We start from the raw sequence: 25,280 nt of genomic DNA, 5'->3' as shown, positions 1-25,280 counted from the left end.
AAGGCCACGGATGCCGCAGCTCACCGACGACGACCGCATCGCCCTCGCCGAGGCGTGGATCGCCCAAGACCCCGACCCCGAGACCCGCGACGAGCTCGCGTCGATCGTGGCGGGCGTCCGGGCGGGCGACGCCGCGGCATCCGCCGACCTCGCCGACCGGTTCGACGCGCGGCTCGCCTTCGGCACCGCGGGGCTGCGCGGCGAGATCGCCGCGGGCCCCAACCGCATGAACCGCGTGCTCGTCTCGCAGGGCGCGGCGGGACTCGCCGCGTACCTGCTCGAGCGGGCGACGGAGGCCGGGTCCACCTCGGTGGTCGTCGGATACGACGGGCGGCGCAACTCCGAGGTGTTCGCGCGCGACGTCGCCGAGGTGATGGCGGGGGCGGGCGTGCGCGCCATCCTGCTGCCGCGGATGCTGCCGACGCCCGTGCTGGCGTTCGCCGTCCGCCACCTCGACGCCTCCGCCGGGGTGATGGTCACCGCTTCGCACAACCCGCCGAACGACAACGGCATGAAGGTCTACCTCGGCGGCGCCGACCAGGGCACCCAGATCGTCGCGCCGGCCGACGCCGAGATCGCCGCGCACATCCTGCGCGTCGCCGATTCGGTGCGTGTGCCCGACCTGCCGCGCGGCTCGTTCGAGACGGCGCCCGAGTCGGTCGTCGACGCCTACGTGACCGCGACGGCGGCCGTCGCGGCGACGCCGGCCGCGCAGCCGCGAGTGGTCTACACGGCGATGCACGGCGTCGGCTGGGAGACGCTGCGCCGAGTCCTCGACACGGCCGGCTTCGATGCGCCGACCCTGGTCGAGGCGCAGACCGAGCCCGACGGCCGGTTCCCGACCGTGGTCTTCCCGAACCCCGAGGAGCCGGGGGCGATGGACCTGTCGTTCGAGGCGGCGCGCGCGTCCGGCGCCGATCTCATCGTCGCGAACGACCCCGACGCCGACCGCCTGGCGATCGCGATCCCCGACGCGTCCGAGGCGAGCGGATGGCGCCGGCTCACCGGCAACGAGGTCGGGCTGCTCCTCGGCTGGCAGGTGGCCGAGCAGGTCGCGGCGGCCGGGCGCGACGGCACGCTCGCCTGCTCGATCGTCTCCTCCCCCGGCCTCGAGGCGGTCGCGCGCGCCCACGGGCTGGACTTCCGGGCCACGCTGACGGGCTTCAAGTGGATCTCGCGCGCGCCCGGGCTCGCCTTCGGCTTCGAGGAGGCCCTCGGCTACCTCGTCAACCCGGACACCGTGCGCGACAAGGACGGCATCTCGGCGGCGGTCGCGTTCCTCTCGCTGGCCGCCCGCCTCGCCGCCGAGGGGCGAACGGTCGCCGACCACCTCGACGACTTCACGGCGCGCTTCGGGTGCTTCGCCTCGGCGCAGGTCTCGATCCGCGTCACCGACCTGAGCCGCATCGCCGAGGTCATGGCGCGCCTCCGGGCCGCACCGCCCTCGGAGGTCGGCGGCATCCGCGTCGCCGCCGTCGAGGACCTCGCGCTCGGCCTCGACGGGCTTCCGCCGTCCGACGTGCTGCGGATCCGCCTCGAGGGCGGCGCCCGGGTCATGGTGCGTCCGAGCGGGACCGAGCCGAAGCTCAAGGTCTACATCGACGCGGCCGCCACCGAGGGGTCCGTCGCCGAGCGGCGAGCCGCGGCATCCGAGGCGGTGGCCAGGGTCGAGGCGGGCATGCGGGAACTCGTCGCCTGAGCGACCGGCGGGCTCGACCGGCGGTCGGTCCGGCGTGCTCAGTCCGGCGGGCTCAGCCCAGCGACGCGTCGAGTTTGCGGCCGATCTCGTCGACGTCGAAGTAGTTCTCGACCTCGATGATCTCGGCCCAGGTGCGGCCGAGCGCCTCGCGCACGCGGCCGGCCAGTTCCGTCGACGTGAGGACGACCTGCGCATCCGCGGCCGCTGCCGCGATCCCCGCGAGGTCGCTCGCATCGACGTCGGCGGTCAGGCCGAGCCGATCGAGCGCACGCTCGGCGTTCGCCTTCAGGATCGCCGAGGTGCCCACCCCGAGCCCGCACACCGCGACGATCCTCATGCCGAGGCCTCCCCCGCCGGGGCCGGCCGGCCGGGGGCACGGTCGGCTCCGTCGAAGACCTCGCGCACCTCGTCGATGGTCGACGCGGCAGCGAGGCGCTCGATGGCGCTGCGCTCGTTGAAGACGTTCGCGAGACCCGCCACGCTGGCGACGTGCTCGTCGGCACCGGTGACCGCGAGCCCCACGACCACGCGCACCGGGTCGTTGTGCGGGTGTCCGAACGGCACGGGCTCCGCGAGCGTGACCACCGCCAGGCCGTTCCGCACCACGTCGGGACCGGGCCGCGCATGGGCGAGCGCGAGACCGGGCGCGATGACGATGTAGGCGCCGAACTCCTCCAGCACGCCGACCATGCGCTCGGTGTAGCCCTCGCGCGTGGCCCCCGACCGCGCCAGCGCCCGCCCGACCGCGCGCACCGCGGCACGCCACTCGATCGACTCGTCGTGGAGGACGATCGCGGAGTCGGGAAGCGGCGGAAGGGTCATCGGGCTCCGTTCGTGGTGGTGCGGGATGTGGCGATGCCGGATCAGGCCTCGTCGAAGCCGTCCTGGATCTGCTCGGCCAAGTCCTCCCGCTCGTCGAGCGGGAGGAACGCCGCCGCGGCGGCGTTGAGCTGGAAGATCTCGAAGTCGTCGACGTCGTATCCGAAGGCGTCGGAGAGCAGGGCCAGCTCGCGGGTGAGCGACGTTCCCGACTGGAGCCGGTTGTCGGTGTTCACGGTGACCCGGAAGCCGAGCTGGTAGAGCAGGTCGAACGGGTGGTCGACGAGTTCGTCGCCCCACGCGGCGATCGCGCCCGTCTGCAGGTTCGACGACGGGCTCGTCTCGAGGGCGACCTCGCGGTCGCGCACCCACTGGGCGACCGGACCGAGCGAGACGTAGGTGTTCTCGTCGTCCTGTCGCTCGATCGTCAGGTCTTCGGCCAGGCGCACGCCGTGGCCAAGTCGCAGGGCGCGTCCGTCGAAGAGGGCGCTGCGGATCGACTCGAGTCCGTCGGCCTCGCCGGCGTGCACCGTGACCGGCATGAACCGGGTGGCGAGGAAGTCGAACGCCGTGCGGTGCCGGCTCGGCGGGAATCCGGCCTCGGCGCCGGCGATGTCGAAGCCGACCACGCCGCGGTCGCGGTGGCGCACCGCGAGCTCGGCGATCTCGAGGCCCCGGTCGGCATGCCGCATGGCCGTCACGAGCTGGCCGACCCGGATCCGGTGCCCCTGTCGACGCACGTCCTCCACGCCCTCGTCGAGGCCGGCCTGCACCGCCTCGACCGTCTCGTCGAGCGTGAGCCCGCGAGCGAGGTGCTGCTCGGGCGCCCAGCGGATCTCGCCGTAGATCACCCCGTCGGCCGCGAGGTCGTGCACGAACTCGCGCGCGACCCGGGTAAGCCCGGTGCTCGTCTGCATGACGGCCGTCGTGAGGTCGAAGGTCTTCAGGTACTCGACGAGCGAGCCCGAGTTCGACTGGTCCGAGAACCAGGTCGCGAGCTCGTCCGAATCGGCGGCGGGCAGCTCGAGCCCGATCTCGTCGGCGAGTTCGATCAGCGTCTGCGGCCGGAGCCCGCCGTCGAGGTGATCGTGCAGCGAGATCTTGGGCAGCGAGCGGATGTCGGTGCCGTCCCCCTCGAGTCGGTAGTCGGTCGCATGCGTATCCACCCCATCACGATACCGGCGGAAGCCGTCGGCGACGTGAGGGATTTCTCCCGCGGTCAGCGCCCGATGCGATCGGCGATGAGCGGACCGCCGTCGTGCACCTCGTCGCCGGCGTCGCCGATCGCCCAGGCGCCCCCGACGGCCTCGAGGGCGCGCGCGAAGCGCGCCGGCTCATCGGCATGGAGGGTGAAGAGCGGCTGCCCCTGGCGCACCGCGTCGCCGGGCTTCGCGTGCAGGTCGATGCCCGCGGCGTGCTGGACCGGGTCCTCCTTGCGGGCGCGACCGGCGCCGAGGCGCCAGGCGGCGATGCCGAACGGCAGGGCCTCCTGGCGGACGAGGACGCCGTCGCGGTCGGCGGTGACGACGTGCTGCTCCTTCGCGACCGGCAGGTCGGCGTCCGGGTCTCCGCCCTGCGCCCGGATGGCGGCACGCCACGTGTCCATCGCGCGACCGTCGTCGAGCGCGGCCTCCACGTCCTCGTCGGGTCGTCCGGCGAGGGCGAGCATCTCTCGGGCGAGGGCCACGGTGAGTTCGCGGATGTCGGCGGGTCCGCCGCCGGCGAGCACCTCGACGGATTCGCGCACCTCGTTGGCGTTGCCGATCGTGAGGCCGAGCGGGACGTTCATGTTGGTCAGCAGCGCGCTCGTGGCTACGCCGGCGTCCTCGCCGAGTTCGACCATGGTGCGCGCGAGCTCACGGGAGCGCTCGATGTCCTGGAGGAACGCTCCGGAACCGAACTTCACGTCGAGCACGAGCGCCCCGGTGCCCTCGGCGATCTTCTTCGACATGATCGACGACGCGATGAGCGGGATCGCCTCGACGGTGCCGGTGATGTCGCGGAGGGCGTACAGCTTCTTGTCGGCGGGCGCGAGTCCGGCTCCCGCCGCGCAGATGACGCCGCCGACGTCGCGGAGCTGGGCGAACATCTCGTCGTTGCTCAGCTCGGCGCGCCATCCGGGGATGGATTCGAGCTTGTCGAGCGTGCCGCCGGTGTGGCCGAGGCCGCGGCCCGAGAGCTGGGGCACCGCGACGCCGAACGCGGCGACCAGGGGCATGAGCGGCAGGGTGATCTTGTCGCCGACTCCGCCCGTCGAATGCTTGTCGGTGGTCGGCTTGCCGAGCCCGGAGAAGTCCATGCGCTCCCCCGAGGCGATCATCGCCATCGTGAGGTCGCGGATCTCGCGACGAGTCATGCCGTTGAGGAAGATCGCCATCGTCATCGCCGACATCTGCTCGTCGGCGACGTACCCGCGGGTGTAGGCGTCGACGAGCCAGCCGATCTGGTCGGTCGACAGCTCGCCGCGGTCGCGCTTGGTGCGGATCAGGTCGACGGCGTCGAACGCCTCGACTGCGGTCATGCGGTCTCTCCTCGGAACTCGGCGAGCTGGCGCGGACCGAACGCGTCGGGCAGCACCTGGTCGATGGTCTTGACGCCCGAGACGGTCTCGAGCAGCATGCCCTCGGCGGAGTGCTCGTACAGCAGCTGGCGGCAGCGCCCGCACGGCATGAGGACGTTCCCGTGCCCGTCGACGCAGGTGAAGGCGGTCAGCTTGCCGCCACCCGACATCACGAGCGCGGACACGAGGGAGCACTCGGCGCAGAGCGTCACGCCGTAGGAGGCGTTCTCCACGTTGCATCCGCTCACCACACGGCCGTCGTCAGCGATCGCCGCGGCGCCGACGGGGAACTGGGAGTAGGGGACGTACGCCTTCGCCATCGCCTCACGGGCGATCTCACGGAGGTGGTCCCAGTCGATCGCGTGCTGGGCGGTCATGGTGCTCCCGTCGTCAGGACTTGATGTAGGGCTTGCCGGCGGCGGCCGGGCCGCGCACCTTGCCGACGAATCCGGCCACGGCCAGGATCGTGACGACGTACGGCAGCATGAGCATGAACTCGCTCGGCACGGGAGAGCCCATGACCGAGAGCGTGTTCTGCAAGTTCGACGCGAACCCGAACAGCAGCGCCGCGAGGGTCGCCTTGATCGGGTCCCACTGGCCGAAGATGACGGCCGCGAGGGCGATGAAGCCGGCACCCGCCGTCATCTCCTTGCCGAAGGCGCCGACCGCGCCGAGCGTGAAGAAGGCGCCGCCGAGGCCCGCGATGGCACCGGCGAGCGAGACGTTCCAGAATCGGGTGCGCGCGACGTTGATGCCGACCGTGTCGGCCGCCGTCGGGTGTTCGCCGACCGAACGGAGCCGGAGGCCCCACTTGGTGTGGAAGAGCCCGAAGTACACCAGCGCGACGATCAGGTACATGAGGTAGACGATGATCGTCTGCCGGAAGAACATCGGCCCGATCAGCGGGATCTCGCTGAGCAGCGGGATCGGCAGGCGCTCCAGGCGCGGCGGCGAGTTCAGCAGGCTCGCGTTCGGCGCGAGCACCTGCGAGAACAGGAAGCTCGTGAGGCCGATGACCAGCACGTTCAGCACGACGCCGACGATGACCTGGTCGACGAAGTACTTGATCGAGAACGCGGCGAGCACGAAGGCGACGAGCACGCCGGCGACCGCGGCAGCGGTGAGCCCCGCCACTTGGCCGATGATCGGCCCGAGGATCCCCTGGCCGATCACCGAGGCGATCACCGCCGAGGTGAACGCGCCGGCGAGCAGCTGTCCTTCGATGGCGATGTTGATGACGCCCACACGCTCGGAGATCACACCGCACAGGGCGCCGAAGATGAGCGGGACCGACAGGCTGAGCGCCCCGGCGAGCAGGCCCGGCATCGGGATGACGGGGGTCCGGGCACCGGCGGCGGCCCAGGTGAGGAAGGCCATGAGGGCGATCACGGCGAAGACGACGAGCAGCCAGAGCGGCACGCGCCGTTTCGCGCGGACCAGCGCGGCGGACGCCACGGTGACGGCGGCGAGCAACGCGACGCCGATCCAGGTGGCCACGATGCCGTTCAGGACCAGTTCAGGAAGCTGGATGAGGTCACTGCCGGTCGAGAGCCGGAAGGTGGCGTCGCCGGCGTGCGGTGACGCGATGAACAGGATGGCGAGGAGGACGGTGACGACCGCGAACGCGATCGGGGCCTTCCAGCTGACGACGACGGTCGTGTCGAGTCCGGGCGAGGACGTCGTGGCGTGGTGCTGCGTGGGAGCGGTCACTTCGCCGCCACCTCCTCCTTGCGGGGCGTCCGCGTTCGCTTGGACTTGGGCTTGGCGCCCGGCTGGGGCAGGCGGAAGATCGCCCGGACCAGCGGGGGCGCGGCGATGAACAGCACGATGAGCGACTGCACCACGAGGACGATGTCGATCGGCACGCCCTCGGCGGCCTGCATCGAGAAGCCACCGGCCTTGAACGCGCCGAACAGCAGGCCGGCGGCGAGGATGCCGAACGGCGTCGATCGGCCGAGCAGCGCCACGGTGATCGCGTCGAAGCCGATGCCCGCGTCGATGCCCGAGGAGAAGCCGGTGGTGACGGTGCCGAGCACCTGGTGGACGCCGGCGAGGCCGACGAGCGCACCCGAGATCAGCATCGCGTAGACGTACATCGACTTGACGTTGATGCCGGCGACGCGCGCCGCGTTCGGATTGAGGCCCACCGCGCGGAACTTGAACCCGAGGCTCGACCGGTCGAGGATCCACCACACGAGGAAGACGGCGCCGATCGAGAGCAGGAAGCCGAAGTGGAGGTTCAGCTGGGGCCCCGGGAGCAGGTCGGGGAAGATCGCCGTGTCCTTCATCGGCGGCGTCTTGGGGTTGTTCGACCCGGGTGCCTGCAGGAGCCCGGGCGTGCGCAGCATCCACGACACGAGGTAGAGGGCGACGTAGTTCAGCATGATGGTCACGATGACCTCGTGCGCGCCCGTGCGCGCCTTCAGCAGTCCCGCGATCCCGGCCCACAGCGCTCCGGCCAGGAGGCCGACGATGACCGCGACGATCATGTGGAGGCCCCACGGGAGGTCGAACGAGAACGCGACCCAACCGGCGCCGGCGGCGGCGAGGAGCATCTGCCCGCGTCCGCCGATGTTGAACATGCCGACGCGGAACGCGAGGCCCACGCCGAGTCCGGCCGCGATGAGGGGCGCCGAGAACTTGAGCGTCTCGGTGAGCGGTCGGATGCCCGAGATGAAGTCGTCCCGACGGAAGTTGTAGATCGAGCCCTGGAAGAAGGCCGCGTACGCGCCGCCGACCGCATCCCAGATCGCGACGAACGTATCGCCGGGTCGGGCGAAGAAGTAGGCGGATGCCGCTTGGACGCGCTCGTCGGTGAACGCGATCATGATCGCGCCGACGATGAGGGCGAGGAGCACGGCGAGCACCGAGATGATCGCGTTGCCGGTCGTCACGCGACGGAAGGCCTCGTGCCAGCGCGACGGCGGCTCGACCTCGGGCTCGCGCTCGCGGACCGGCTCGTCCGGCGGCACCGCCGTGCCCGTCTGCAGTGCCACGTCGGGGTCGTTGGCGTTGCTCATGCGACGGCTCCTTCGGGGGTGGGGGCGGACGCGGAGGGGGGTGCCTCGCCGGCCATCATGAGGCCGAGTACGTCGCGGGGGGTGTCGCCGGGGACGATGCCGACGACGCGACCGCGGTACATGACCATGATCCGGTCGGCGAGGGCGGTGACCTCGTCGAGCTCGGTCGAGACGACGACCACCGGCACGCCCTCGTCGCGCGTCTCGATGATGCGCTTGTGGATGAACTCGATCGACCCGACGTCGACGCCGCGGGTCGGCTGCGCGGCGACCAGCAGGCGCAGGTCGCGGCTCAGCTCGCGGGCGAGGACGACCTTCTGCTGGTTGCCGCCGGACAGGCGGCCCGCCAAGGTGTCGATCCCGGGCGTGCGGATGTCGAACTCCCGGACCTTGTCCCTCGCGAACTCGGCCAGGAGCCCGCGCTGCACGTTGAAGGCCTTGACGAAGGGCGCGCCCTCGGCCCGGTCGAGTATGAGGTTCTCGGCGACGGAGAACTCGCCCACGAGGCCGTCCTCCTTGCGGTCCTCGGGGACGAAGCCGACGCCGGCGTCGAGGATGCGGCGCACCGAGTTCTTCGTGATGTCCTCGCCGTCGAGCCGGACGGTGCCCTGCACGCGGGGCTGCAGTCCGACGAGCGCCTCGGTGAGCTCGGTCTGGCCGTTGCCTTGGACGCCCGCGACCGCGAGCACCTCGCCGCGACGCACGCTGAAGCTCACGTCGTTGACGACGAGCTGGCCGATCGGGTCGACGACGCTCAGGTGCTCGACCGTGAGCGCCTCGTCGCCGAGCTTCGGTTCCTCCTTGTGGACGGTGAGCTCGACCGCGCGCCCGACCATGAGGGAGGCGAGCTCGGCGTTGGAGGCGGTCGGGGCCGCCTCGCCGACGACCTTGCCGAGTCGGATGACCGTGATGCGGTCGGCGACCTCGCGGACCTCGCGGAGCTTGTGCGTGATGAAGACGATGGACGCGCCGGACTCCTTGAGCTGGCGCATGATGCCCATGAGCTCGTCGGTCTCCTGCGGGGTGAGCACGGCGGTGGGCTCGTCGAAGACCAGCACGCGCGCGTCGCGGGATAGCGCCTTGATGATCTCGACGCGCTGCTGGACGCCGACGGGGAGGTCGTCGACCAGCGCGTCCGGGTCGACGTCGAAGCCGAATCGCTCGCTGATCTCGCGCACCTTCGCGCGAGCCGCAGGCAGGTCGAGGCGGCCGAGTCCCTTCGTCTGCTCGTGCCCGAGCATGACGTTCTCGGCGACCGTGAACACCGGGATCAGCATGAAGTGCTGGTGCACCATGCCGATGCCGGCCCGCATCGCATCACCGGGCCCATCGAAGTGCTGCACTCGGCCGTCGAGCGCGATCTCGCCCTCATCGGCCTGGTAGAGGCCGTACAGGACGTTCATCAGCGTCGACTTACCTGCGCCGTTCTCTCCGAGGAGGCAGTGGATCTCCCCCGCCTCGACGGTGAGGTCGATGTGGTCGTTCGCCACCAGGGAACCGAACTTCTTCGTGATTCCTCGGAGTTCGAGTTTCATGCCACCGATCCTAAGTTCTCCGACCGCCGATCGCCGCGGTCGTGCGCCGAAGTGCGCCGATGCGCGGCCGGGGCCGCTCAGATGTTGCGGATGTCGCGCACCCGCTGGAAACGACGGAGGGAGGCCGGCTGCGCCGACCCCCCTCCGTGCGTGTGCCTACTCCTGCGAAGCGAGGTAGGACTCGACGACGATGTCGCCGTCGATGATCTGCTGCTGCAGGTCCTCGATCTCCGTCTTCAGCTCGTCGGAGACGGCGTCCTCGAAGTCGTGGAACGGCGCGAGGCCGACGCCCTCGTTCTCGAGCGTGCCGATGAACGGCTCAGCCGAGAACTCGCCGTTACCGGCGGCGACGAGCGCCTCGTAGGTGCCCACGTCGATGCCCTTGCGGATCGAGGTGAGGAGGAGGTCGCCGACCGACGGGTCGGTCTCGAACACGTCCGCGTCGACGCCGATCAGGGCGATGTCACGGCCGGCGTCGCGGATCGCGGCCGCGGCGCTCTGGTAGATCGGGCCGCCGACGGGAAGGAGCACGTCGACGTTCTGGTCGATGAGGCCCTGCGCGACCTGGCGAGCGGTGTCGTTCGCCTCGAAGCCGCCGGTGAAGGAGCCGTCCTGGGCGGCGCGGTCCCAGCCGATGACCTGGACGTCGGTGCCCTTCTGCTCGTTGTGGTACTCGACGCCCTGGGCGAAGCCGTCCATGAAGATCGAGACGGTCGGGATGTTGATGCCGCCGAAGGTGCCGACGGCGCCGGTCTCGGACATGCCCGCCGAGAGGTACCCGGCGAGGAACGCCGCCTGGGCGGTGTCGAAGATGATCGGCTTGATGTTCTCGGCGTCGGTGGTGCCGTCGAAGTCCTGGTCGACGGTGTCGTCGATCGAGACGTACTCGACGTCGGGGTTCGCGGTCGCCGACTCGAGGGCGGCCGGCGCGAGCAGGAAGCCGACGGTGACGATGGTGTTGCAGCCCTGGTCGACGAGGTTCTGGAGGTTCGACGGGTAGTCGGTCTCCGCGGCCGACTCGACCTCGATGTACTCCGTGCCGAGCTCGTCGGCCGCACGCTGCATGCCCTCGAGACCGAGCTGGTTGAACGACTTGTCGTCGAATCCGCCCGCGTCGGAGACCATGCAGGGCAGGTAGTCGAGCGCCTCGCCGCCGCCGGCCTCGTCCGACTCCTCGGGCGCCGAAGCGCAGCCGGCGAGCAGCGCGACCGCACCGAGCGTCGCCAGACCGCCGAACGCGGCCTTCTTGAACGTGAACGTCACTGTGTCCTCCAAAAGACGCACCCCGAACGGGTCTCGGGGACCGTGAGGTCACGTTACCCAAAGTTGCGCCGCACGGAACCGGTCCCGCTCGGCCATCGGGCAATGGTTATGAAGCCGCGACATTCTGCTCATATGAGCAGGTGGAACTCACCCCCGAGCGGGGGGCGCGCCATCCGTTCAGGGGGTGGAGGGCGACTCGATGACGAGCTCCCCGGCGATGATCGCCTGGCGGATGCCCTCGAGCTCGCCCTGCAGCTCGGGCGGGACGAGCGGCTCGAGGTCGTGGTACGGCGCGAGGTCGACCCCGCCGTTCTCGAGCGTGCCGACGTAGGGCTCGTTGTCGAAGGTCTCCGCTCGCACTTCGCCGACGATCTCGACCATCGCCTGCTGGGTGTTCTTCAGCACGCTCGTGAGCAGCACGGGCCGGAACTCGGCCGGGAGGGTCTCGTACCCGTCGCTGTCGACCCAGATGATCGAGACGCCGTCTCGCTCGACCGCCGCCGCCGCGGCGCCCTCGCCGACCTGCCCGGCCACGGGCAGGATCACGTCCGCTCCCTGGTCGATGAAGCCCTCGGTGAGCACCTTGCCCTTGTTGATGTCCTCGAAGTCGCCGGTGAACGAACCCTCCTGGCTGTCCTTGTTCCAGCCGAGCGCCCGCACGTCGGTGCCGTGCACCTCGTTGTACCGCGCCACCCCGTCGACGAAGCCGTCCATGAACAGGGTCACGGGCGGCTGGTTGCCGCCGCCGAACGTGGCCACCACACCGGTCTTCGTCACGCCGGCCGCGAGGTACCCGGCGAGGAAGGACGCCTGCGCGGTGTCGAAGACGACGGGCTTGACGTTGTCGGCCTCGACCGACTCGTCGACGATCGCGAAGGCGAGGTCGGGGTTGCGACCCGCCTGGTCGAGCGTCGCGTCGGCGAGCTCGTACCCCACGGTGACGATGAGCCCGCAGCCCGAGTCGACGGCCTGCTGCACGTTCGGGGCGAGGTCCGTCTCGCTCGTGGACACGAGCGCCTCGGCCTCGACGCCGTACTCCGACTCGGCCTGCTGCAGGCCCTCCCAGCTCGACTGGTTGAACGACCGGTCCTCGAGCCCGCCCGAGTTGGTCACCATCCGCACGCAGCCGTCGGCGGCCGTGCCGTCGTCGCCGGCTTCCGGCGCGGGCGCGCAGCCCGCGAGGGCGACGGATGCCGCCACCAGGGCGACTCCGAACCGGACTGACCTGCGCATCCGCATCCGCCGACCGCCTTCCCGCGCCTAGAGCACGTCGTTCGAGCCGCCGAGCCGGAGGGCGTCGACGACCGCCTTCACCCGCTGCGCGTGCTCGCTCGTGGTGACGAGGAGTGCGTCGGGCGTGTCTACGACGACGATATCGCGCACGCCGATGAGGCTGATCACGCGGTCGGCGCGGCTCACGACGATGCCGCTCGACGCGTCGGCGAGGACCCGCGCGTTCTCTCCGAGGATGGCGAGCTCCCCCGAGCGCCCGGCGGTGTTGAGCTTGGCGAGCGAGGCGAAGTCGCCCACGTCGTCCCACTGGAAGTGACCGCGGATGACCGCCATGCGGCCGGCCGCCGCCGCCGGCTCGGCCACCGAGTAGTCGATCGCGATCTTCTCCAGCGTCGGCCAGATGCGGTCGACCGCCGGGCCGCGCGTCGCCGGATCGTCCCACGCGGCGGCGAGTTCGACGAGGCCGGCGTGGAGCTCGGGCTTGGTGCGCGCGATCTCGGCGAGGAGCAGGTCGGCGCGCGCGATGAACATGCCGGCGTTCCAGAGGTGCCGACCGCCGTCGAGGTAGCGCTTCGCGGTCTCGAGGTCGGGCTTCTCGACGAAGCTCGACACCGCCGAGACGTGCTCGTGCTCGCCCAGCTCGAGCGGATCGCCGCACTCGATGTAGCCGAAGCCCACGGCGGGCTCGGTCGGCGTGATGCCGATCGTCGCGATGTAACCGGCGTCGGCGACGGCGACGGCCGCGGTCACCGCCTCGCGGAAGAGCGTCGAACCCGAGATCACGTGGTCGGCGGCGAAGGAGCCGATGATGACGCCCGGTTCGCGGCGTTCGAGGATGGCGGCCGCCAGGCCGATCGCGGCGGTCGAGTCGCGCGGCTCGCTCTCGAGCACGATGTTCTCGTCGGCGAGCTCCGGCAGCTGCGCCTCCACGGCCGCGCGGTGGGCGCGCCCGGTGACGACCATGATGCGCTGCTCGCCCGAGATCGGGGCCAGCCGCTCCCACGTGTCGCGCAGCAGGGTCTGGCCGGATCCGGTCAGGTCGTGCAGGAACTTGGGGGCGTCGGCGCGCGAGAGCGGCCAGAGCCGTGAGCCGACCCCGCCCGCGGGGATGACGCTGTAGAAGCGGTCGAGGGGTGCCTGTCGCATCCGCTCAGGATAGCGGCGGGCCGACGGGTGGACACGGCGGCGACCGGAGCACGCCCGAGTCGGGATTAGACTCGAACCCGGGCCATCGGTCCCGTCGCGCCCACAGTCGGGCGACGCACACCGCCAGGAGGGTTGTCCATGTCAACAACGACGACACGGACCCCGACCGCACCCGAGAAGCCGGCGACCGAGAAGCCGGGCGGCACGCTCTACCGCGGCCGCGAGGGTATGTGGTCGTGGGTGCTGCACCGGATCACGGGAGTCGCGATCTTCTTCTTCCTCCTCGTGCACATCCTCGACACCTCGCTGGTCCGCGTGAGCCCCGAGGCGTACAACGCGGTGATCGCCGCCTACCAGACGCCCATCATGGGCCTCGGCGAGGTCGCGCTCGTGGGAGCCATCGTCTTCCACGCGTACAACGGCATCCGCGTCATCCTCGTCGACTTCTGGTCGTGGGCCACGCGCAACCAGAAGGTCCTCTTCTACGTCGTCATCGGCCTGTGGGTGCTGACCATGCTCGCGTTCACCCCGCGCCACCTCATCAACGTCTTCAGCCACTAGGAGCGCCGAGATGACCGTCATCGAATCCCCGCGCACCCCCGCACGGCCGGCGCCTCGCCGCGGCGTCAACGTCGAGAAGTGGGGCTGGATCTACATGCGCGCCTCCGGCGTGATCCTCCTCGTGCTCATCTTCGGCCACCTCTTCGCCAACCTCATGGTCGGCGAGGGCGTGAAGGCGATCGACTTCGGCTTCGTCGCCGGCAAGTGGGCCTCGCCGTTCTGGCAGTGGTGGGACGTCCTCATGCTGTGGCTGGCCCTGATCCACGGCGCCAACGGCATGCGCACGCTGATCAACGACTACACGAACCCGGGCACCGTGCAGAAGGTGCTGAAGCTCGCGCTCGTGGCATCCGTCGCCGTGCTGCTCGTGCTCGGCACGCTGGTCGTGTTCACCTTCGACCCGTGCCCCGCCGGATCGCCCGCCGACCTGCTCCCCTCGTTCTGCCCCGCCGCATAGGAGTCACGTGAACCCCCAGAACGCCAGCGCCGAGTCGACGATCGTCGACGGCGTGCACCACCACCAGTTCGACATCGTCATCGTGGGCGCCGGCGGCGCCGGCATGCGCGCCGCGATCGAGGCCGGCCCCGGCGCGCGCACCGCCGTCATCTCGAAGCTCTACCCGACCCGCTCGCACACGGGCGCGGCGCAGGGCGGCATGGCGGCCGCCCTCGCGAACGTCGAGGAGGACAGCTGGGAGTGGCACACGTTCGACACCGTCAAGGGCGGTGACTACCTCGTCGACCAGGATGCGGCCGAGATCCTCGCGCGCGAGGCGATCGACGCGGTCATCGACCTCGAGAACATGGGCCTGCCGTTCAACCGCACGCCCGACGGCAAGATCGACCAGCGGCGGTTCGGCGGCCACACGCGCGACCACGGCAAGGCGCCGGTCCGCCGCGCGTGCTACGCGGCCGACCGCACGGGCCACATGATCCTGCAGACGCTGTTCCAGAACTGCGTCAAGCTCGGCATCGAGTTCTACAACGAGTTCTACGCGCTCGACCTGGTCATGACCGAGGTCGACGGCGTCCCCCAGCCGTCGGGCGTCGTCGCCTACGAGCTGGCGACCGGCGAGCTGCACGTCTTCCAGGCCAAGGCCGTGATCTTCGCGACCGGCGGCTTCGGCAAGATCTACAAGACGACGTCGAACGCCCACACGCTCACGGGCGACGGCGTCGGCATCATCTGGCGCAAGGGCCTGCCGCTGGAGGACATGGAGTTCTTCCAGTTCCACCCGACCGGGCTCGCCGGACTCGGCATCCTCCTCACCGAGGGCGCGCGCGGCGAGGGCGCGATCCTCCGCAACGCGTCCGGCGAGCGGTTCATGGAGCGCTACGCCCCGACCATCAAGGACCTCGCGCCGCGCGACATCGTCGCCCGATGCATGGTGCAGGAGGTCGCGGAGGGCCGCGGCGCCGGTCCGAACAAGGACTACGTGCTGCTCGACTGCACGCACCTCGGCGCCGAGGTCCTCGAGACCAAGCTGCCCGACATCACCGAGTTCGCCCGCACCTACCTCGGCGTCGATCCGGTCTACGAGCCCGTGCCCGTGATGCCGACCGCGCACTACGCCATGGGCGGCATCCCGACCAACGTCAACGCCGAGGTGCTCCGCGACAACACCACCGTCGTGCCGGGCCTCTACGCGGCCGGCGAGTGCGCCTGCGTCTCCGTGCACGGTTCCAACCGCCTCGGCACGAACTCGCTGCTCGACATCAACGTCTTCGGCAAGCGCGCCGGTCGCAACGCGGTCGAGTACGTCAACTCCGGCGTCGACTTCACGCCGCTCCCGCCCGACCCGGCCGGCGACGTGCGCCGCATGCTCGAGATGCTCCGCGACTCGAACGGCACCGAGCGCATCGCCGCCATCCGCAAGGAGCTCCAGGACGAGATGGACAAGGGCGCGCAGGTGTTCCGCACCGCGGAGTCCCTCGCGCACGTGGCATCCGTCATCGCCGGCCTGCGCGAGCGCTACCGCAACATCGCCGTGCAAGACAAGGGGAAGCGGTTCAACACCGACCTGCTCGAGGCCGTCGAGCTCGGCTTCCTGCTCGACCTCGCCGAGGTCGTCGTCGAGTCCGCCGCGAACCGCGAGGAGAGCCGCGGCGGCCACATGCGCGACGACTTCCCCGACCGCGACGACGAGCGGTTCATGCAGCACACGATGGCCTACCTGTCGGGCGACCCCCACTCGTCGATCGCCTCCGACCACATCCGGCTCGACTGGAAGCCGGTGACGATCACCCGATACCAGCCCATGGAGAGGAAGTACTGACGTGACGACCGCCACGCTCGAGAACACGTCGGCCGGGTCGGCGGATGCCGCGATCCAGTCCTTCACCGTCACGTTCCTGATCCGCCGCTACGACCCCGAGGTCGACTCGGAGCCGCGCTGGCAGGACTTCGACGTCGAGATGTACGCGACCGACCGGGTGCTCGACGCGCTCCACAAGATCAAGTGGGAGCAGGATGGCTCGCTCACCTTCCGCCGGTCGTGCGCGCACGGCATCTGCGGCTCGGACGCCATGCGCATCAACGGCCGCAACCGCCTCGCCTGCAAGACGCTGATCAAGGACCTCGACATCTCGAAGCCGATCTACGTCGAGGCGATCAAGGGCCTGCCGCTCGAGAAGGACCTCGTCGTCGACATGGAGCCGTTCTTCGCGAGCTACCGCGAGGTGCAGCCGTTCCTGCAGGCGCGCACCACCCCGGAGCCGGGCAAGGAGCGCATCCAGGACGTCGCCTCGCGCGCGCGGTTCGACGACACCACCAAGTGCATCCTCTGCGCCGCCTGCACCTCGTCGTGCCCGGTGTTCTGGACCGACGGGCAGTACTTCGGCCCCGCGGCGATCGTGAACGCGCACCGCTTCATCTTCGACTCGCGCGACGACGAGGCGAAGGTTCGCCTCGACATCCTGAACGACAAGGAGGGCGTGTGGCGCTGCCGCACGACCTTCAACTGCACCGACGCGTGCCCCCGCGGCATCGAGGTCACCAAGGCCATCGCCGAGGTCAAGCAGGCGATCATGCGCGGCAAGCCCTAGCGGGCAGCACCGACGGCACGGGCCCGGCGTCAGCGGACGCCGGGCCCGTCGTCGTGTCCGGGGCCGCGCACTGGCTAGGGTGATCGCGTGGGACGACGCGGAGCGGGGCGACCCGACGGCGACGCGAGCGGCGCCGCGGTGGCGCCCCGCGCGGAGCCGGTGAACGGGCGCGAGCTCAGGCTGCGCCTCGACGAGCCGATCGCGCGCGTGACGGAGCTCACCCGGCGCACGATGCAGATCTTCCCCGTGCGCGTCTGGCGGCACTTCCTGCAGCGCAACGGGTTCCTGCTGTCGGCGGGCATGAGCTACCAGGCGCTGTTCGCGACGTTCGCCGCGATCTACGTGGCGTTCGCGATCGCCGGGCTCTGGCTCGTGTCGAGCCCGGGCACGCTGGACGCCCTCATCACGCTGATCAACACCTACGCGCCCGGACTCATCGGCCCGAAGGGCCTCATCACGACGGACGACCTCGTCGACGTGACCGAGGCGAGCACGAGCCTCTTCGGCCTGACGGGCGCCGTGGCCCTCGCGGGCCTGATCTGGACGGCGATCAGCTGGATCACCTATACGAGGCTCGCGGTGCGGAGCACCTTCGGCCTGCCGCGCGACGACCGACCGTACGTCCTGCTCAAGGCGCGCGACTTCCTCGCAGCGCTCGGCTTCGGCATCGCCCTCGTCGTGGCTGCCCTGCTCTCGATCGTCGCCACGACCCTCCTCGACGCGTTCCTCGACCTTCTGGGCCTCTCGGCCGAAGCGGCCTCGCCGGTGATGTCGGGCGGCCTGCGGTTCGGGTCGCTCGTCGTGGTGTTCGTCATCGACACCGTGGCCCTCGCCGTCCTGTTCCGGTTCCTCTCGGGAGCGGCCGTGCCGTGGCGGCGCATGTGGATCGGCTCGCTCCTCGGCTCGGCGGCGCTCAGCGTCCTCCACGTGCTGGGCGGCTTCCTCGTGACGGCGACGACGAACAACCCACTGCTGGCGACGTTCACGGTGTTCATCGGCCTGCTGCTGTGGTTCCGCATCGCGAGCATCGTGATCCTCGTCGCCGCCGCCTGGATCGCGATCGAGACGGCCGACGCGAACGACACGCTGCGTCCGGTGACGCCGGACCAGCGGGCGGCCGAGGCGCTGCTCGCGGAGCGCCGGGCCGACGCGGCCGAGCGTCGACGCGAGGTCCGCACGATCCGCGACGCCATGGAGGAGGCCGGATGGTTCGGGTGGCTGCGCGGCCGACGGCGGCTGACGCGCGCGGAGGCCGACCTGGCCGACGCGGAGCTCGCGGTCGCCGACGCGGAACGGGCACTCGATCAGGCAGCGGCCGAGGCGGCGGCCGCGCGGCGGCGGCGCGGGCGACGCCGGAACCGGGACGTCGGGGGGCTCGCCTAGGATCGAAGGCATGCCCCCCGCCTCGATGCTCCGTGTCGCCACCGCCAACGTGAACGGGGTCCGCGCGGCGTTCCGCCGCGGCATGGGCGACTGGCTGGCCACGCGCGATGTTGACCTCCTCGCCCTGCAGGAGGTCCGCGCGTCGACCGACGACCTCGCCGCCCTGCTCGGCGACGAGTGGAGCATCCTGCACGATCCGGCCACCGCGAAGGGCCGCGCGGGCGTGGCGATCGCGAGTCGCGCCGACGCGCACATCCACCGGGTGGAGCTCGGCGAGACCGACCACGACACCGCCGGCCGCTGGCTCGAGGCCGACTACGAGGTCGGCGGGCGCATCGTCACGGTCGTGAGCTGCTACGTCCCCTCGGGTGAGGCCGACTCGCCCAAGCAGGTCGACAAGTACCGCTTCCTCGATGCGATGAGCGAGCGGATGACGCAGCTCGCCGAGCACGAGCTCGCGGTCGTCGTGGGCGACCTCAACGTCGGTCACCGCACGCTCGACATCAAGAACTGGAAGGGCAACGTGAAGCGGGCCGGCTTCCTGCCCGAGGAGCGCGCGTACTTCGACCGGTTCATGGGCTCGGAGGACGACGAGCGCTACAACGCCGGCGCGGGCCTCGGCTGGGTCGACGTGGGCCGGCGGGTCGCCGGCGAGGTGCCCGGCCCGTACACGTGGTGGTCGTGGCGCGGCAAGGCGTTCGACAACGACAGCGGCTGGCGGATCGACTACCAGCTCGCGACGCCCGCGCTGGCCGACCTGGTGCAGGCGTACTCGGTCGACCGCGCCGACGCCTACGACCAGCGATGGTCCGACCACGCCCCCGTCGTCGTCGACTACGCCATTCCGACCCCTGAGGACTCCTGAATCCATGAACTCCGCACGTCCCGTCGTCTTCTCCGGCATGCAGCCGTCCGGCGACTCGCTCCACCTCGGCAACTACCTCGGCGCGCTCGTGAACTGGGTCGCCCTGCAGGACGACCACGACCCGATCTACTGCGTGGTCGACCTGCACGCGATCACGGTGCCGCAGGAGCCCGACGCGCTGCGCGAGGCGACCCGCCGCACGGCCGCGCAGTACCTCGCGGCCGGCGTCGACCTCGAGCGCTCCACGCTCTTCGTGCAGTCGCACGTGCCGGCGCACACCGAACTCGCGTGGGTGCTGGGCACCCTCACGGGCTTCGGCGAGGCGAGCCGCATGACCCAGTTCAAGGACAAGTCGACGCGGTACGGCGCCGAGGCGACGACCGTCGGCCTGTTCACCTATCCGGTGCTCATGGCCGCCGACATCCTGCTGTACGGCACGCACCTGGTGCCCGTCGGCGACGACCAGCGTCAGCACCTCGAGCTCACGCGCGACCTCGCGGGCCGCTTCAACTCGCGGTTCGGCGACACGTTCGTCGTCCCCGAGGCGATGATCCCGAAGGAGTCGGCTCGCATCTACGACCTCCAGGAGCCCACGGCCAAGATGTCCAAGTCGGCGTCGAGCCCGAACGGGCTGATCAACCTGATGGACGACCCGAAGGTCATCGCCAAGCGCATCAGGAGCGCGGTCACCGACACCGAGCGCGAGATCCGCTACGACCCGAAGGCGAAGCCCGGCATCGCGAACCTGCTCGACATCTACGCGACGGTCACCGGGCGCACGATCCCCGAGCTGGAGGCGGAGTACGACGGTCGCGGCTACGGCGACCTCAAGAAGGACCTCGCCGAGGTCGTCGTCGAGCGCGTCGCGCCGATCCGGGAGCGCACGCTCGATCTGATGCAGGACCCGGCCGAGCTCGACCGGCTGCTCGCGATCGGGGCCGACAAGGCGTCCGAGCGGGCCGAGCAGACGCTCGCCCGGGTGTACGACCGCGTGGGCTTCCTCCGCCGGCGGTGAGCAACGCCGACTCCGCGTCGAGTGCGGTCGGAACAGCCGGGGGCGGGCCGGTCGTCCTGTTCGACCTCGACGACACGCTCATGGCGCATCGCGAGGCGGTCGCCGCCGGCATCGCGCTGCACATGCGGGAGCGGGCCTACGCTGGCGACCTCGCGGCGGCGCAGGCGCTGTGGCACGAGCTCGAGGAGCGGCACTACCATGCGTACCTCGCCGGAGACCTGACGTTCGAGCAGCAGCGTCGGGCGCGGGCCACCGACTTCGCGCTGGCCCACGGCGAGCAGATCGACGATGAGGCGGCGGGCGCCTGGTTCGGCTCGTACTTCGAGCGGTACCGCGAGGCATGGGCCCTCCACGACGACGTGCACCCCGCGCTCGACGTGCTCGAGGCGGTGCTGCCCGGCGTGCGGTTCGGCATCATCACGAACGGCGAGTTCGAGTTCCAGCTCGCCAAGCTCGTGCGGCTCGGACTCGAGGTGGGTCACCCGGGGCGCATCGCCCACCTCGTGGCATCCGGTGCCGAGGGCGTCGCGAAGCCCGACCGACGCATCTTCGCAGCGGCGGTCGCGCGGTTCGCGGCCGACGGGCCCGTGTCTCGCGCCGCCTACGTGGGCGACCGGCTGCGCACCGATGCGATCGGCGCGGCGGAGGCCGGGCTGGTCGGCGTCTGGCTCAACCGGCCCGGCCTGCGCCCCGCCGGCGACGAGGCCGCGGATGCCGCTGCGGCGGGCGTGCACGAGATCCGCACGCTCGCCGAGCTGCCCGCGCTCCTCGCCGCGCGGCTCGGCGCCGACTAGCGGACGTCGTCGTCGACCCAGTCGAGGGTCTTCGTGACGGCCTTCTTCCAGTTGCGGACCAGGCGGCCCTGCTCGTCGGCGTCCATCGACGGCGTCCAGCGGCGGTCCTCCTGCCAGTTCTTGGCGAGGTCGTCGAGGTCCGACCAGAACCCGACCGCGAGCCCGGCGGCGTACGCGGCACCGAGCGCCGTGGTCTCCGCGACGACCGGTCGCACGACCGGCACGCCCAGGATGTCGGCCTGGAACTGGAGCAGCGTGTCGTTCGCCGTCGCGCCGCCGTCGACGCGGAGTTCGGTGAGGTCGATGCCGGCGTCGGCGTTCACGGCCTCCACCACGTCGCGCGTCTGGAAGGCGATGGCCTCGAGCGCGGCGCGGGCGATGTGGCCCTTGTTCACGTAGCGCGTGAGGCCCACGAGGGCACCGCGCGCGTCCGGACGCCAGTACGGCGCGAACAGGCCCGAGAAGGCGGGCACGAAGTACGCCCCGCCGTTGTCCTCCACGGACTTGGCGAGCTCCTCGACCTCGGCGGCCGACGAGATGAGACCGAGGTTGTCGCGCAGCCACTGCACGAGCGATCCGGTGACGGCGATCGACCCCTCGAGTGCGTAGTGCACGGGCTGGTCGCCGAGCTTGTATCCGACCGTCGTCAGCAGCCCGTTCTTCGAGTGGACGATCTCCTCGCCCGTGTTGAAGATGAGGAAGTTGCCGGTGCCGTAGGTGTTCTTGGCCTCGCCCGCGGCGAACGCGGCCTGGCCGAACGTCGCGGCCTGCTGGTCGCCGAGGATGCCGGCGATGGGCGTCTCGCGCAGCAGGCTCGACTCCTCGACCGTGCCGTACACCTCGGAGGAGGAGCGGATCTCCGGCATCATCGAGCGCGGCACGCCGAAGATGCCGAGGATCTCGTCGTCCCACTGCAGGGTCTCGAGGTCCATGAACATCGTGCGGCTCGCGTTGGTGACATCCGTCGCGTGCACGCCGCCGTCGACCCCGCCGGTGAGGTTCCACAGCACCCACGTGTCGGTCGTGCCGAACAGCAGGTCGCCGGCCTCGGCCTTCTCGCGCGCGCCCTCGACGTTCTCGAGGATCCACACGATCTTCGTGCCCGAGAAGTACGTCGCGAGCGGCAGGCCGACCTTGGCCTTGAAGCGCTCGACGCCGCCGTCCGCCGCGAGGCGGTCGACGATGGGCTGGGTGCGCGTGTCCTGCCAGACGATCGCGTTGTAGACGGGCTCGCCGGTGGTGCGATCCCAGACGACGGCGGTCTCGCGCTGGTTGGTGATGCCCACCGCGGCGATGTCGTGGCGGGTCAGGTCGGCCTTGCCGAGCGCCTGCCCGATGACCTCGCGGGTGTTCCGCCAGATCTCCATCGGGTCGTGCTCGACCCAGCCGGCCTTGGGGAAGATCTGCTCGTGCTCGAGCTGGCCGGTCGAGACGATCGAACCGGACTTGTCGAAGATGATCGCGCGCGACGAGGTCGTGCCCTGGTCGATCGCGAGGATGTGGTCAGCCATCTGAGGACTCCATCGTGTTCAGGGGGGTTGGGTGAGGGGGTGAGCGGATGCCGCGGGGTCAGCCGAGCAGCGGGAGCAGCGGGATCGCGGCGAGACCGGCGAGGACGCCGCCGATGATGGGGCCCACGACGGGCACCCACGAGTAGGCCCAGTCCGAGCCGCCCTTGCCCTTGATGGGCAGCACCGCGTGGGCGATGCGCGGGCCGAGGTCGCGAGCCGGGTTGATCGCGTACCCGGTCGGGCCACCGAGCGAGGCGCCGATGCCGACGACGAGCAGCGCGACGGGCAGGGCGCCGAGGGCCGCGAGGCCCGAGGCGTCGCCGTTGCGGCCGAAGCCGATCACGACGAACACGAGGACGAACGTGCCGATGATCTCGGTCACGAGGTTCCAGCCGTACGAGCGGATCGCCGGACCGGTCGAGAACACGCCGAGCTTGGTGGCGGGCTCCGGCTCGTCGTCGAAGTGCTGCTTGTAGGCCAGCCAGGCGCCGGTCGCGCCGAGGAAGGCGCCGATGAGCTGCGCGCCGATGTAGGTGACGACCGAGAGCACGTCCACGGGGACGCCCTGTCCGAACTCGCTGGCACCGTTCGCGACGAGGCCGAGCGTCACCGCCGGGTTGAGGTGCGCACCCGAGGCGTAGGCGACGACGACACCCGCGAAGACCGCGAGTCCCCAGCCGAAGTTGACCATGAGGAAGCCGCCGGCGAAGCCCTTCGTCTTCGCCAGGGCGACGTTGGCGACCACGCCGCAGCCGAGGAGCAGCAGCATGGCCGTGCCGATGAGTTCCGAGAGGAACACGACACCGAGATTGTCCACGTTGACCTTCTTTCGTTCATCCGGACCACCGCCGTCGGTGGCCGGTTCCGGGGGCGGGGCCGCTCGGCCCCGATGAAACGTACCCGCCGGAGCCGCCCGGAACGGGCGGTCCGACGTGCACGTCTGTGCAAGTTCGAGACCTGCGCCTCCGGCGCGCTACTCGACCAGCGACGGCTCGGCGAGGTGCACGCCGTGCCGTTCGGCGAGCACGCGCCGCGTGGCCTCGACCTCGGCCCGGTGCGTCCCCTCGTCCCAGCCGAGCTCCCGGCCGACGACGTCGGCCAGTTCGTCGAGGAGCGCCGGCGTCAGGGCGCCGGTGAAGGCGAGGCTCGTCCGGCGGAACACCACGTCGGCCAGGTGCACGACGCGCTCATGGCGCGTGATCCAGGCGATCTCCTCGCGGCTGTACCCGTCGTGTCCGACGAGCGGCGTCTCGGGACCGTCCTCGACCGCGGCGATGAGCGCGGCGGCGCGCGTGCCGTAGCGCTCGAGCAGCTGCTCGGCGCGCTCCCGTCCGACGCCGTCGCCGTGCCCGGCGATCCAGACCAGCCGCGCGTCATCCGTCGTGGGGTACCCGGCACCGCCGCCGATCGGGAGGCCCCGGGTGGACCGCACCCGGGTGCGGCCGATGAGCCCGAGCACCTCGTCCGCGAGGTGCTCGGCGAGCGCGCGGAAGGTGGTCCACTTGCCGCCGACGAGGCTCAGCAGGGTCGTGCCCGGTCGCTCCGCGACATCCGCTCGCTCGATGCGGTAGTCGCGGCTGACGAAGCCGGGGTTCGTGTCGTCGTGGCGCGGCAACGGACGGACGCCCGAGAAGCGGTAGACGATCTGCGACCGGTCGACGCGGATGCCTGGGAAAACGTGCGCGACGAGGTCGAAGAAGTAGTCGACCTCCTCCTCGGTGCAGACCGCGGGTTCGCGCATGTCGTGCTCGAGGTCGGTCGTGCCGACCATGACGCGGCCCTTCAGCGGGTAGATCAGGACGATGCGGCCGTCCTCGTGCTCGAAGAAGATCTCGCGACCGCCCGTGGCCTCGAGCAGCTCGGGGTGGTCGAGCACGATGTGCGACCCCTTGGTGCCGCCCATGAAGCGGGTCTCGCGGCCGAGCTGCGCGTTCGTGAGGTCGGTCCAGGGACCGGACGTGTTGACCACCACGTCGGCGGCGAGGTCGAACTCGTCGCCCGTGACGCCGTCGCGCACGCGCACTCCGGCCGGGCCGAAGCCGACGGCCTCGAGGTGATTCGCCGCACGTGCGTGCGGACCGGCGGCGAGGCCGTCGTGCAGCACGTCGAGGGCAAGCCGCTCCGGGTCGTGCATGCTGGCGTCGTAATAGGTCGCGGTGTACTTCAACGCGGGGTTCAGGGCGGGCAGCTCCGCGAGCGACCGCTTCCGGCCGAGGAACCGGTGACGCGGCACGCTGCCGCCGTCGCGCGAGAACGCGTCGTAGATCGTGAGGCCGGCCTTGATGAGGGCCGCCCCGCGCTCGGTGGGCGCGCCCTGCCGGTGGGTGAGGAACCGCAGGGGCGCCGAGAGGATGCCGGAGAAGGTCGAGAAGATCGGCACGGTCGTGCGAAGCGGCTTCACGTAGTGCGGGGCGATCCGGAGCAGGCCGTTGCGCTCCTGCACCGACTCCTGCACGAGCCGGAACTCGCCGTTCTCGAGGTAGCGGATGCCGCCGTGGATCATGTGGCTCGAGGCGGCCGATGCGCCCGAGACGAAGTCGTCGCGCTCGACGAGCACGACGTCGACGCCCTGCAGTGCGAGGTCGCGGAACGTGGCGATGCCGTTGATGCCGCCGCCGATGATGACGACCTCGGCGGTCGGTCGGGCGCGGAGCTCGGCGATCTCGGCGCGCGGGCGGCGGGCGGGCGTGGAGCGGGGCGTCGTCGGCGACGTGGTGGGCGACATCGCTGTCCTTTCGAGCTGGTCACGCCGGGTTGCGGTGGGTGCCCGGCTGTGGATGAATACATCGTGTGCACACGCGCACATGCTTGCAACCGGAATGAACAAACGT

Annotated in this window: 23 protein-coding genes; 9 read left to right on the top strand and 14 right to left on the bottom strand. The window is 70.8% G+C overall.

From position 1 onward, the window contains the following. Positions 1-10 precede the first annotated feature (10 nt). Entirely contained in the window at positions 11-1,699 is a 1,689-nt protein-coding gene (locus tag AVP42_RS08475) for a phospho-sugar mutase (protein ID WP_067948020.1), read from the top strand. Between the two features lie 52 nt (positions 1,700-1,751). Here AVP42_RS08475 and AVP42_RS08470 read toward each other — a convergent pair whose 3' ends face one another. The 11 genes from AVP42_RS08470 to AVP42_RS08420 all read right to left on the bottom strand — a co-directional run bounded on the left by AVP42_RS08470 (position 1,752) and on the right by AVP42_RS08420 (position 13,275). Further along, the gene (locus tag AVP42_RS08470) at positions 1,752-2,036 is read right to left on the bottom strand and encodes a PTS sugar transporter subunit IIB (RefSeq protein ID WP_067948018.1); all 285 of its coding nucleotides are present in this window, start codon (positions 2,034-2,036) and stop codon (positions 1,752-1,754) included. Next, entirely contained in the window at positions 2,033-2,521 is a 489-nt protein-coding gene (locus tag AVP42_RS08465) for a PTS sugar transporter subunit IIA (RefSeq protein ID WP_067948016.1), read from the bottom strand. The genes AVP42_RS08470 and AVP42_RS08465 overlap by 4 nt, the downstream gene beginning before the upstream one ends. A gap of 41 nt (positions 2,522-2,562) precedes the next feature. Beyond that, positions 2,563-3,684 (bottom strand): adenosine deaminase, encoded by a 1,122-nt coding sequence (locus tag AVP42_RS08460; protein WP_067948014.1) that lies wholly within the window; start codon positions 3,682-3,684, stop codon positions 2,563-2,565. Between the two features lie 53 nt (positions 3,685-3,737). Then, positions 3,738-5,039, bottom strand: a complete 1,302-nt coding sequence (locus tag AVP42_RS08455; RefSeq protein WP_067948012.1) for a thymidine phosphorylase — start codon at positions 5,037-5,039, stop codon at positions 3,738-3,740. Then, on the bottom strand, positions 5,036-5,455 hold the full coding sequence (locus tag AVP42_RS08450; protein ID WP_067948010.1) for a cytidine deaminase: 420 nt from the start codon (positions 5,453-5,455) through the stop codon (positions 5,036-5,038). Before AVP42_RS08450 ends, AVP42_RS08455 begins: the two co-directional genes overlap by 4 nt. Before the next feature lie 13 nt (positions 5,456-5,468). Continuing rightward, entirely contained in the window at positions 5,469-6,788 is a 1,320-nt protein-coding gene (locus tag AVP42_RS08445) for an ABC transporter permease (protein WP_067948008.1), read from the bottom strand. Then, the gene (locus AVP42_RS08440) at positions 6,785-8,098 is read right to left on the bottom strand and encodes an ABC transporter permease (RefSeq protein ID WP_082847110.1); all 1,314 of its coding nucleotides are present in this window, start codon (positions 8,096-8,098) and stop codon (positions 6,785-6,787) included. The genes AVP42_RS08445 and AVP42_RS08440 overlap by 4 nt, the downstream gene beginning before the upstream one ends. Then, positions 8,095-9,633, bottom strand: a complete 1,539-nt coding sequence (locus AVP42_RS08435; protein ID WP_067948006.1) for an ABC transporter ATP-binding protein — start codon at positions 9,631-9,633, stop codon at positions 8,095-8,097. Before AVP42_RS08435 ends, AVP42_RS08440 begins: the two co-directional genes overlap by 4 nt. Positions 9,634-9,789: 156 nt before the next feature. Next, positions 9,790-10,896 carry a BMP family protein gene (locus AVP42_RS08430; RefSeq protein ID WP_197466991.1) on the bottom strand — a complete coding sequence of 369 codons (1,107 nt, stop codon included), beginning with the start codon at positions 10,894-10,896 and terminating at the stop codon, positions 9,790-9,792. 177 nt (positions 10,897-11,073) lie between these two features. Beyond that, positions 11,074-12,129: a BMP family protein gene (locus AVP42_RS08425; protein ID WP_082847108.1), complete on the bottom strand. Its 1,056-nt coding sequence runs from the start codon at positions 12,127-12,129 to the stop codon at positions 11,074-11,076. Positions 12,130-12,156: 27 nt separating this feature from the next. Next, on the bottom strand, positions 12,157-13,275 hold the full coding sequence (locus AVP42_RS08420) for a mannose-1-phosphate guanylyltransferase (RefSeq protein WP_067948000.1): 1,119 nt from the start codon (positions 13,273-13,275) through the stop codon (positions 12,157-12,159). Positions 13,276-13,413: 138 nt separating this feature from the next. Between AVP42_RS08420 and sdhC the strand changes: the two genes are divergently transcribed. The 8 genes from sdhC (at position 13,414) to AVP42_RS08380 (ending at position 20,938) form a co-directional block, all read left to right on the top strand. Beyond that, the gene (sdhC, locus tag AVP42_RS08415) at positions 13,414-13,836 is read left to right on the top strand and encodes a succinate dehydrogenase, cytochrome b556 subunit (protein WP_082847107.1); all 423 of its coding nucleotides are present in this window, start codon (positions 13,414-13,416) and stop codon (positions 13,834-13,836) included. A gap of 10 nt (positions 13,837-13,846) precedes the next feature. Next, positions 13,847-14,293 (top strand): succinate dehydrogenase hydrophobic membrane anchor subunit, encoded by a 447-nt coding sequence (locus AVP42_RS08410; protein WP_067947996.1) that lies wholly within the window; start codon positions 13,847-13,849, stop codon positions 14,291-14,293. A gap of 7 nt (positions 14,294-14,300) precedes the next feature. After that, positions 14,301-16,112 carry a succinate dehydrogenase flavoprotein subunit gene (sdhA, locus tag AVP42_RS08405; protein ID WP_067947994.1) on the top strand — a complete coding sequence of 604 codons (1,812 nt, stop codon included), beginning with the start codon at positions 14,301-14,303 and terminating at the stop codon, positions 16,110-16,112. A 1-nt stretch (position 16,113) separates the two neighbouring features. Further along, positions 16,114-16,881 carry a succinate dehydrogenase iron-sulfur subunit gene (locus AVP42_RS08400; protein ID WP_067947992.1) on the top strand — a complete coding sequence of 256 codons (768 nt, stop codon included), beginning with the start codon at positions 16,114-16,116 and terminating at the stop codon, positions 16,879-16,881. 87 nt (positions 16,882-16,968) lie between these two features. After that, positions 16,969-18,264 carry a YihY/virulence factor BrkB family protein gene (locus AVP42_RS08395; protein ID WP_231878586.1) on the top strand — a complete coding sequence of 432 codons (1,296 nt, stop codon included), beginning with the start codon at positions 16,969-16,971 and terminating at the stop codon, positions 18,262-18,264. Between the two features lie 10 nt (positions 18,265-18,274). Continuing rightward, a complete protein-coding gene (locus AVP42_RS08390; protein WP_067947990.1) occupies positions 18,275-19,129 on the top strand; it encodes an exodeoxyribonuclease III in 855 nt (284 codons plus the stop codon). Between the two features lie 4 nt (positions 19,130-19,133). Continuing rightward, the gene (trpS, locus tag AVP42_RS08385; protein ID WP_067947987.1) at positions 19,134-20,144 is read left to right on the top strand and encodes a tryptophan--tRNA ligase; all 1,011 of its coding nucleotides are present in this window, start codon (positions 19,134-19,136) and stop codon (positions 20,142-20,144) included. Further along, complete coding sequence (locus AVP42_RS08380) at positions 20,141-20,938, top strand: HAD family hydrolase (RefSeq protein ID WP_231878585.1); 798 nt, start codon at positions 20,141-20,143, stop codon at positions 20,936-20,938. Before trpS ends, AVP42_RS08380 begins: the two co-directional genes overlap by 4 nt. Here the strand turns inward: AVP42_RS08380 and glpK are convergent. The 3 genes from glpK to AVP42_RS08365 form a co-directional block, all read right to left on the bottom strand. Continuing rightward, entirely contained in the window at positions 20,935-22,449 is a 1,515-nt protein-coding gene (glpK, locus tag AVP42_RS08375; protein ID WP_067947985.1) for a glycerol kinase GlpK, read from the bottom strand. The two genes, AVP42_RS08380 and glpK, sit on opposite strands and share 4 nt — an antisense overlap. 58 nt (positions 22,450-22,507) lie before the next feature. After that, positions 22,508-23,218 (bottom strand): MIP/aquaporin family protein, encoded by a 711-nt coding sequence (locus AVP42_RS08370; protein ID WP_067948053.1) that lies wholly within the window; start codon positions 23,216-23,218, stop codon positions 22,508-22,510. A gap of 204 nt (positions 23,219-23,422) precedes the next feature. Next, on the bottom strand, positions 23,423-25,174 hold the full coding sequence (locus AVP42_RS08365; protein WP_067947983.1) for a glycerol-3-phosphate dehydrogenase/oxidase: 1,752 nt from the start codon (positions 25,172-25,174) through the stop codon (positions 23,423-23,425). Positions 25,175-25,280: the final 106 nt, after the last annotated feature.

Source organism: Agromyces sp. NDB4Y10, assembly GCF_001620055.1.
Lineage (GTDB): Bacteria > Actinomycetota > Actinomycetes > Actinomycetales > Microbacteriaceae > Agromyces > Agromyces indicus.
Note: the sequence above shows the minus strand (reverse complement) of the source record. Positions and strands in the feature narration are given on the sequence as shown.

Excerpts from the sequence above, each read along its gene's own strand:
- AVP42_RS08475 (WP_067948020.1), top strand. The coding sequence starts at position 11 with ATGCCGCAGCTCACCGACGACGACCGCATCGCCCTCGCCGAGGCGTGG.
- AVP42_RS08470 (WP_067948018.1), bottom strand. The coding sequence starts at position 2,036 with ATGAGGATCGTCGCGGTGTGCGGGCTCGGGGTGGGCACCTCGGCGATC.
- AVP42_RS08465 (WP_067948016.1), bottom strand. The coding sequence starts at position 2,521 with ATGACCCTTCCGCCGCTTCCCGACTCCGCGATCGTCCTCCACGACGAG.
- AVP42_RS08455 (WP_067948012.1), bottom strand. The coding sequence starts at position 5,039 with ATGACCGCAGTCGAGGCGTTCGACGCCGTCGACCTGATCCGCACCAAG.
- AVP42_RS08450 (WP_067948010.1), bottom strand. The coding sequence starts at position 5,455 with ATGACCGCCCAGCACGCGATCGACTGGGACCACCTCCGTGAGATCGCC.
- AVP42_RS08440 (WP_082847110.1), bottom strand. The coding sequence starts at position 8,098 with ATGAGCAACGCCAACGACCCCGACGTGGCACTGCAGACGGGCACGGCG.
- AVP42_RS08435 (WP_067948006.1), bottom strand. The coding sequence starts at position 9,633 with ATGAAACTCGAACTCCGAGGAATCACGAAGAAGTTCGGTTCCCTGGTG.
- AVP42_RS08425 (WP_082847108.1), bottom strand. The coding sequence starts at position 12,129 with ATGCGCAGGTCAGTCCGGTTCGGAGTCGCCCTGGTGGCGGCATCCGTC.
- AVP42_RS08420 (WP_067948000.1), bottom strand. The coding sequence starts at position 13,275 with ATGCGACAGGCACCCCTCGACCGCTTCTACAGCGTCATCCCCGCGGGC.
- sdhC (WP_082847107.1), top strand. The coding sequence starts at position 13,414 with ATGTCAACAACGACGACACGGACCCCGACCGCACCCGAGAAGCCGGCG.
- AVP42_RS08410 (WP_067947996.1), top strand. The coding sequence starts at position 13,847 with ATGACCGTCATCGAATCCCCGCGCACCCCCGCACGGCCGGCGCCTCGC.
- AVP42_RS08390 (WP_067947990.1), top strand. The coding sequence starts at position 18,275 with ATGCCCCCCGCCTCGATGCTCCGTGTCGCCACCGCCAACGTGAACGGG.
- trpS (WP_067947987.1), top strand. The coding sequence starts at position 19,134 with ATGAACTCCGCACGTCCCGTCGTCTTCTCCGGCATGCAGCCGTCCGGC.
- glpK (WP_067947985.1), bottom strand. The coding sequence starts at position 22,449 with ATGGCTGACCACATCCTCGCGATCGACCAGGGCACGACCTCGTCGCGC.
- AVP42_RS08370 (WP_067948053.1), bottom strand. The coding sequence starts at position 23,218 with ATGCTGCTGCTCCTCGGCTGCGGCGTGGTCGCCAACGTCGCCCTGGCG.
- AVP42_RS08365 (WP_067947983.1), bottom strand. The coding sequence starts at position 25,174 with ATGTCGCCCACCACGTCGCCGACGACGCCCCGCTCCACGCCCGCCCGC.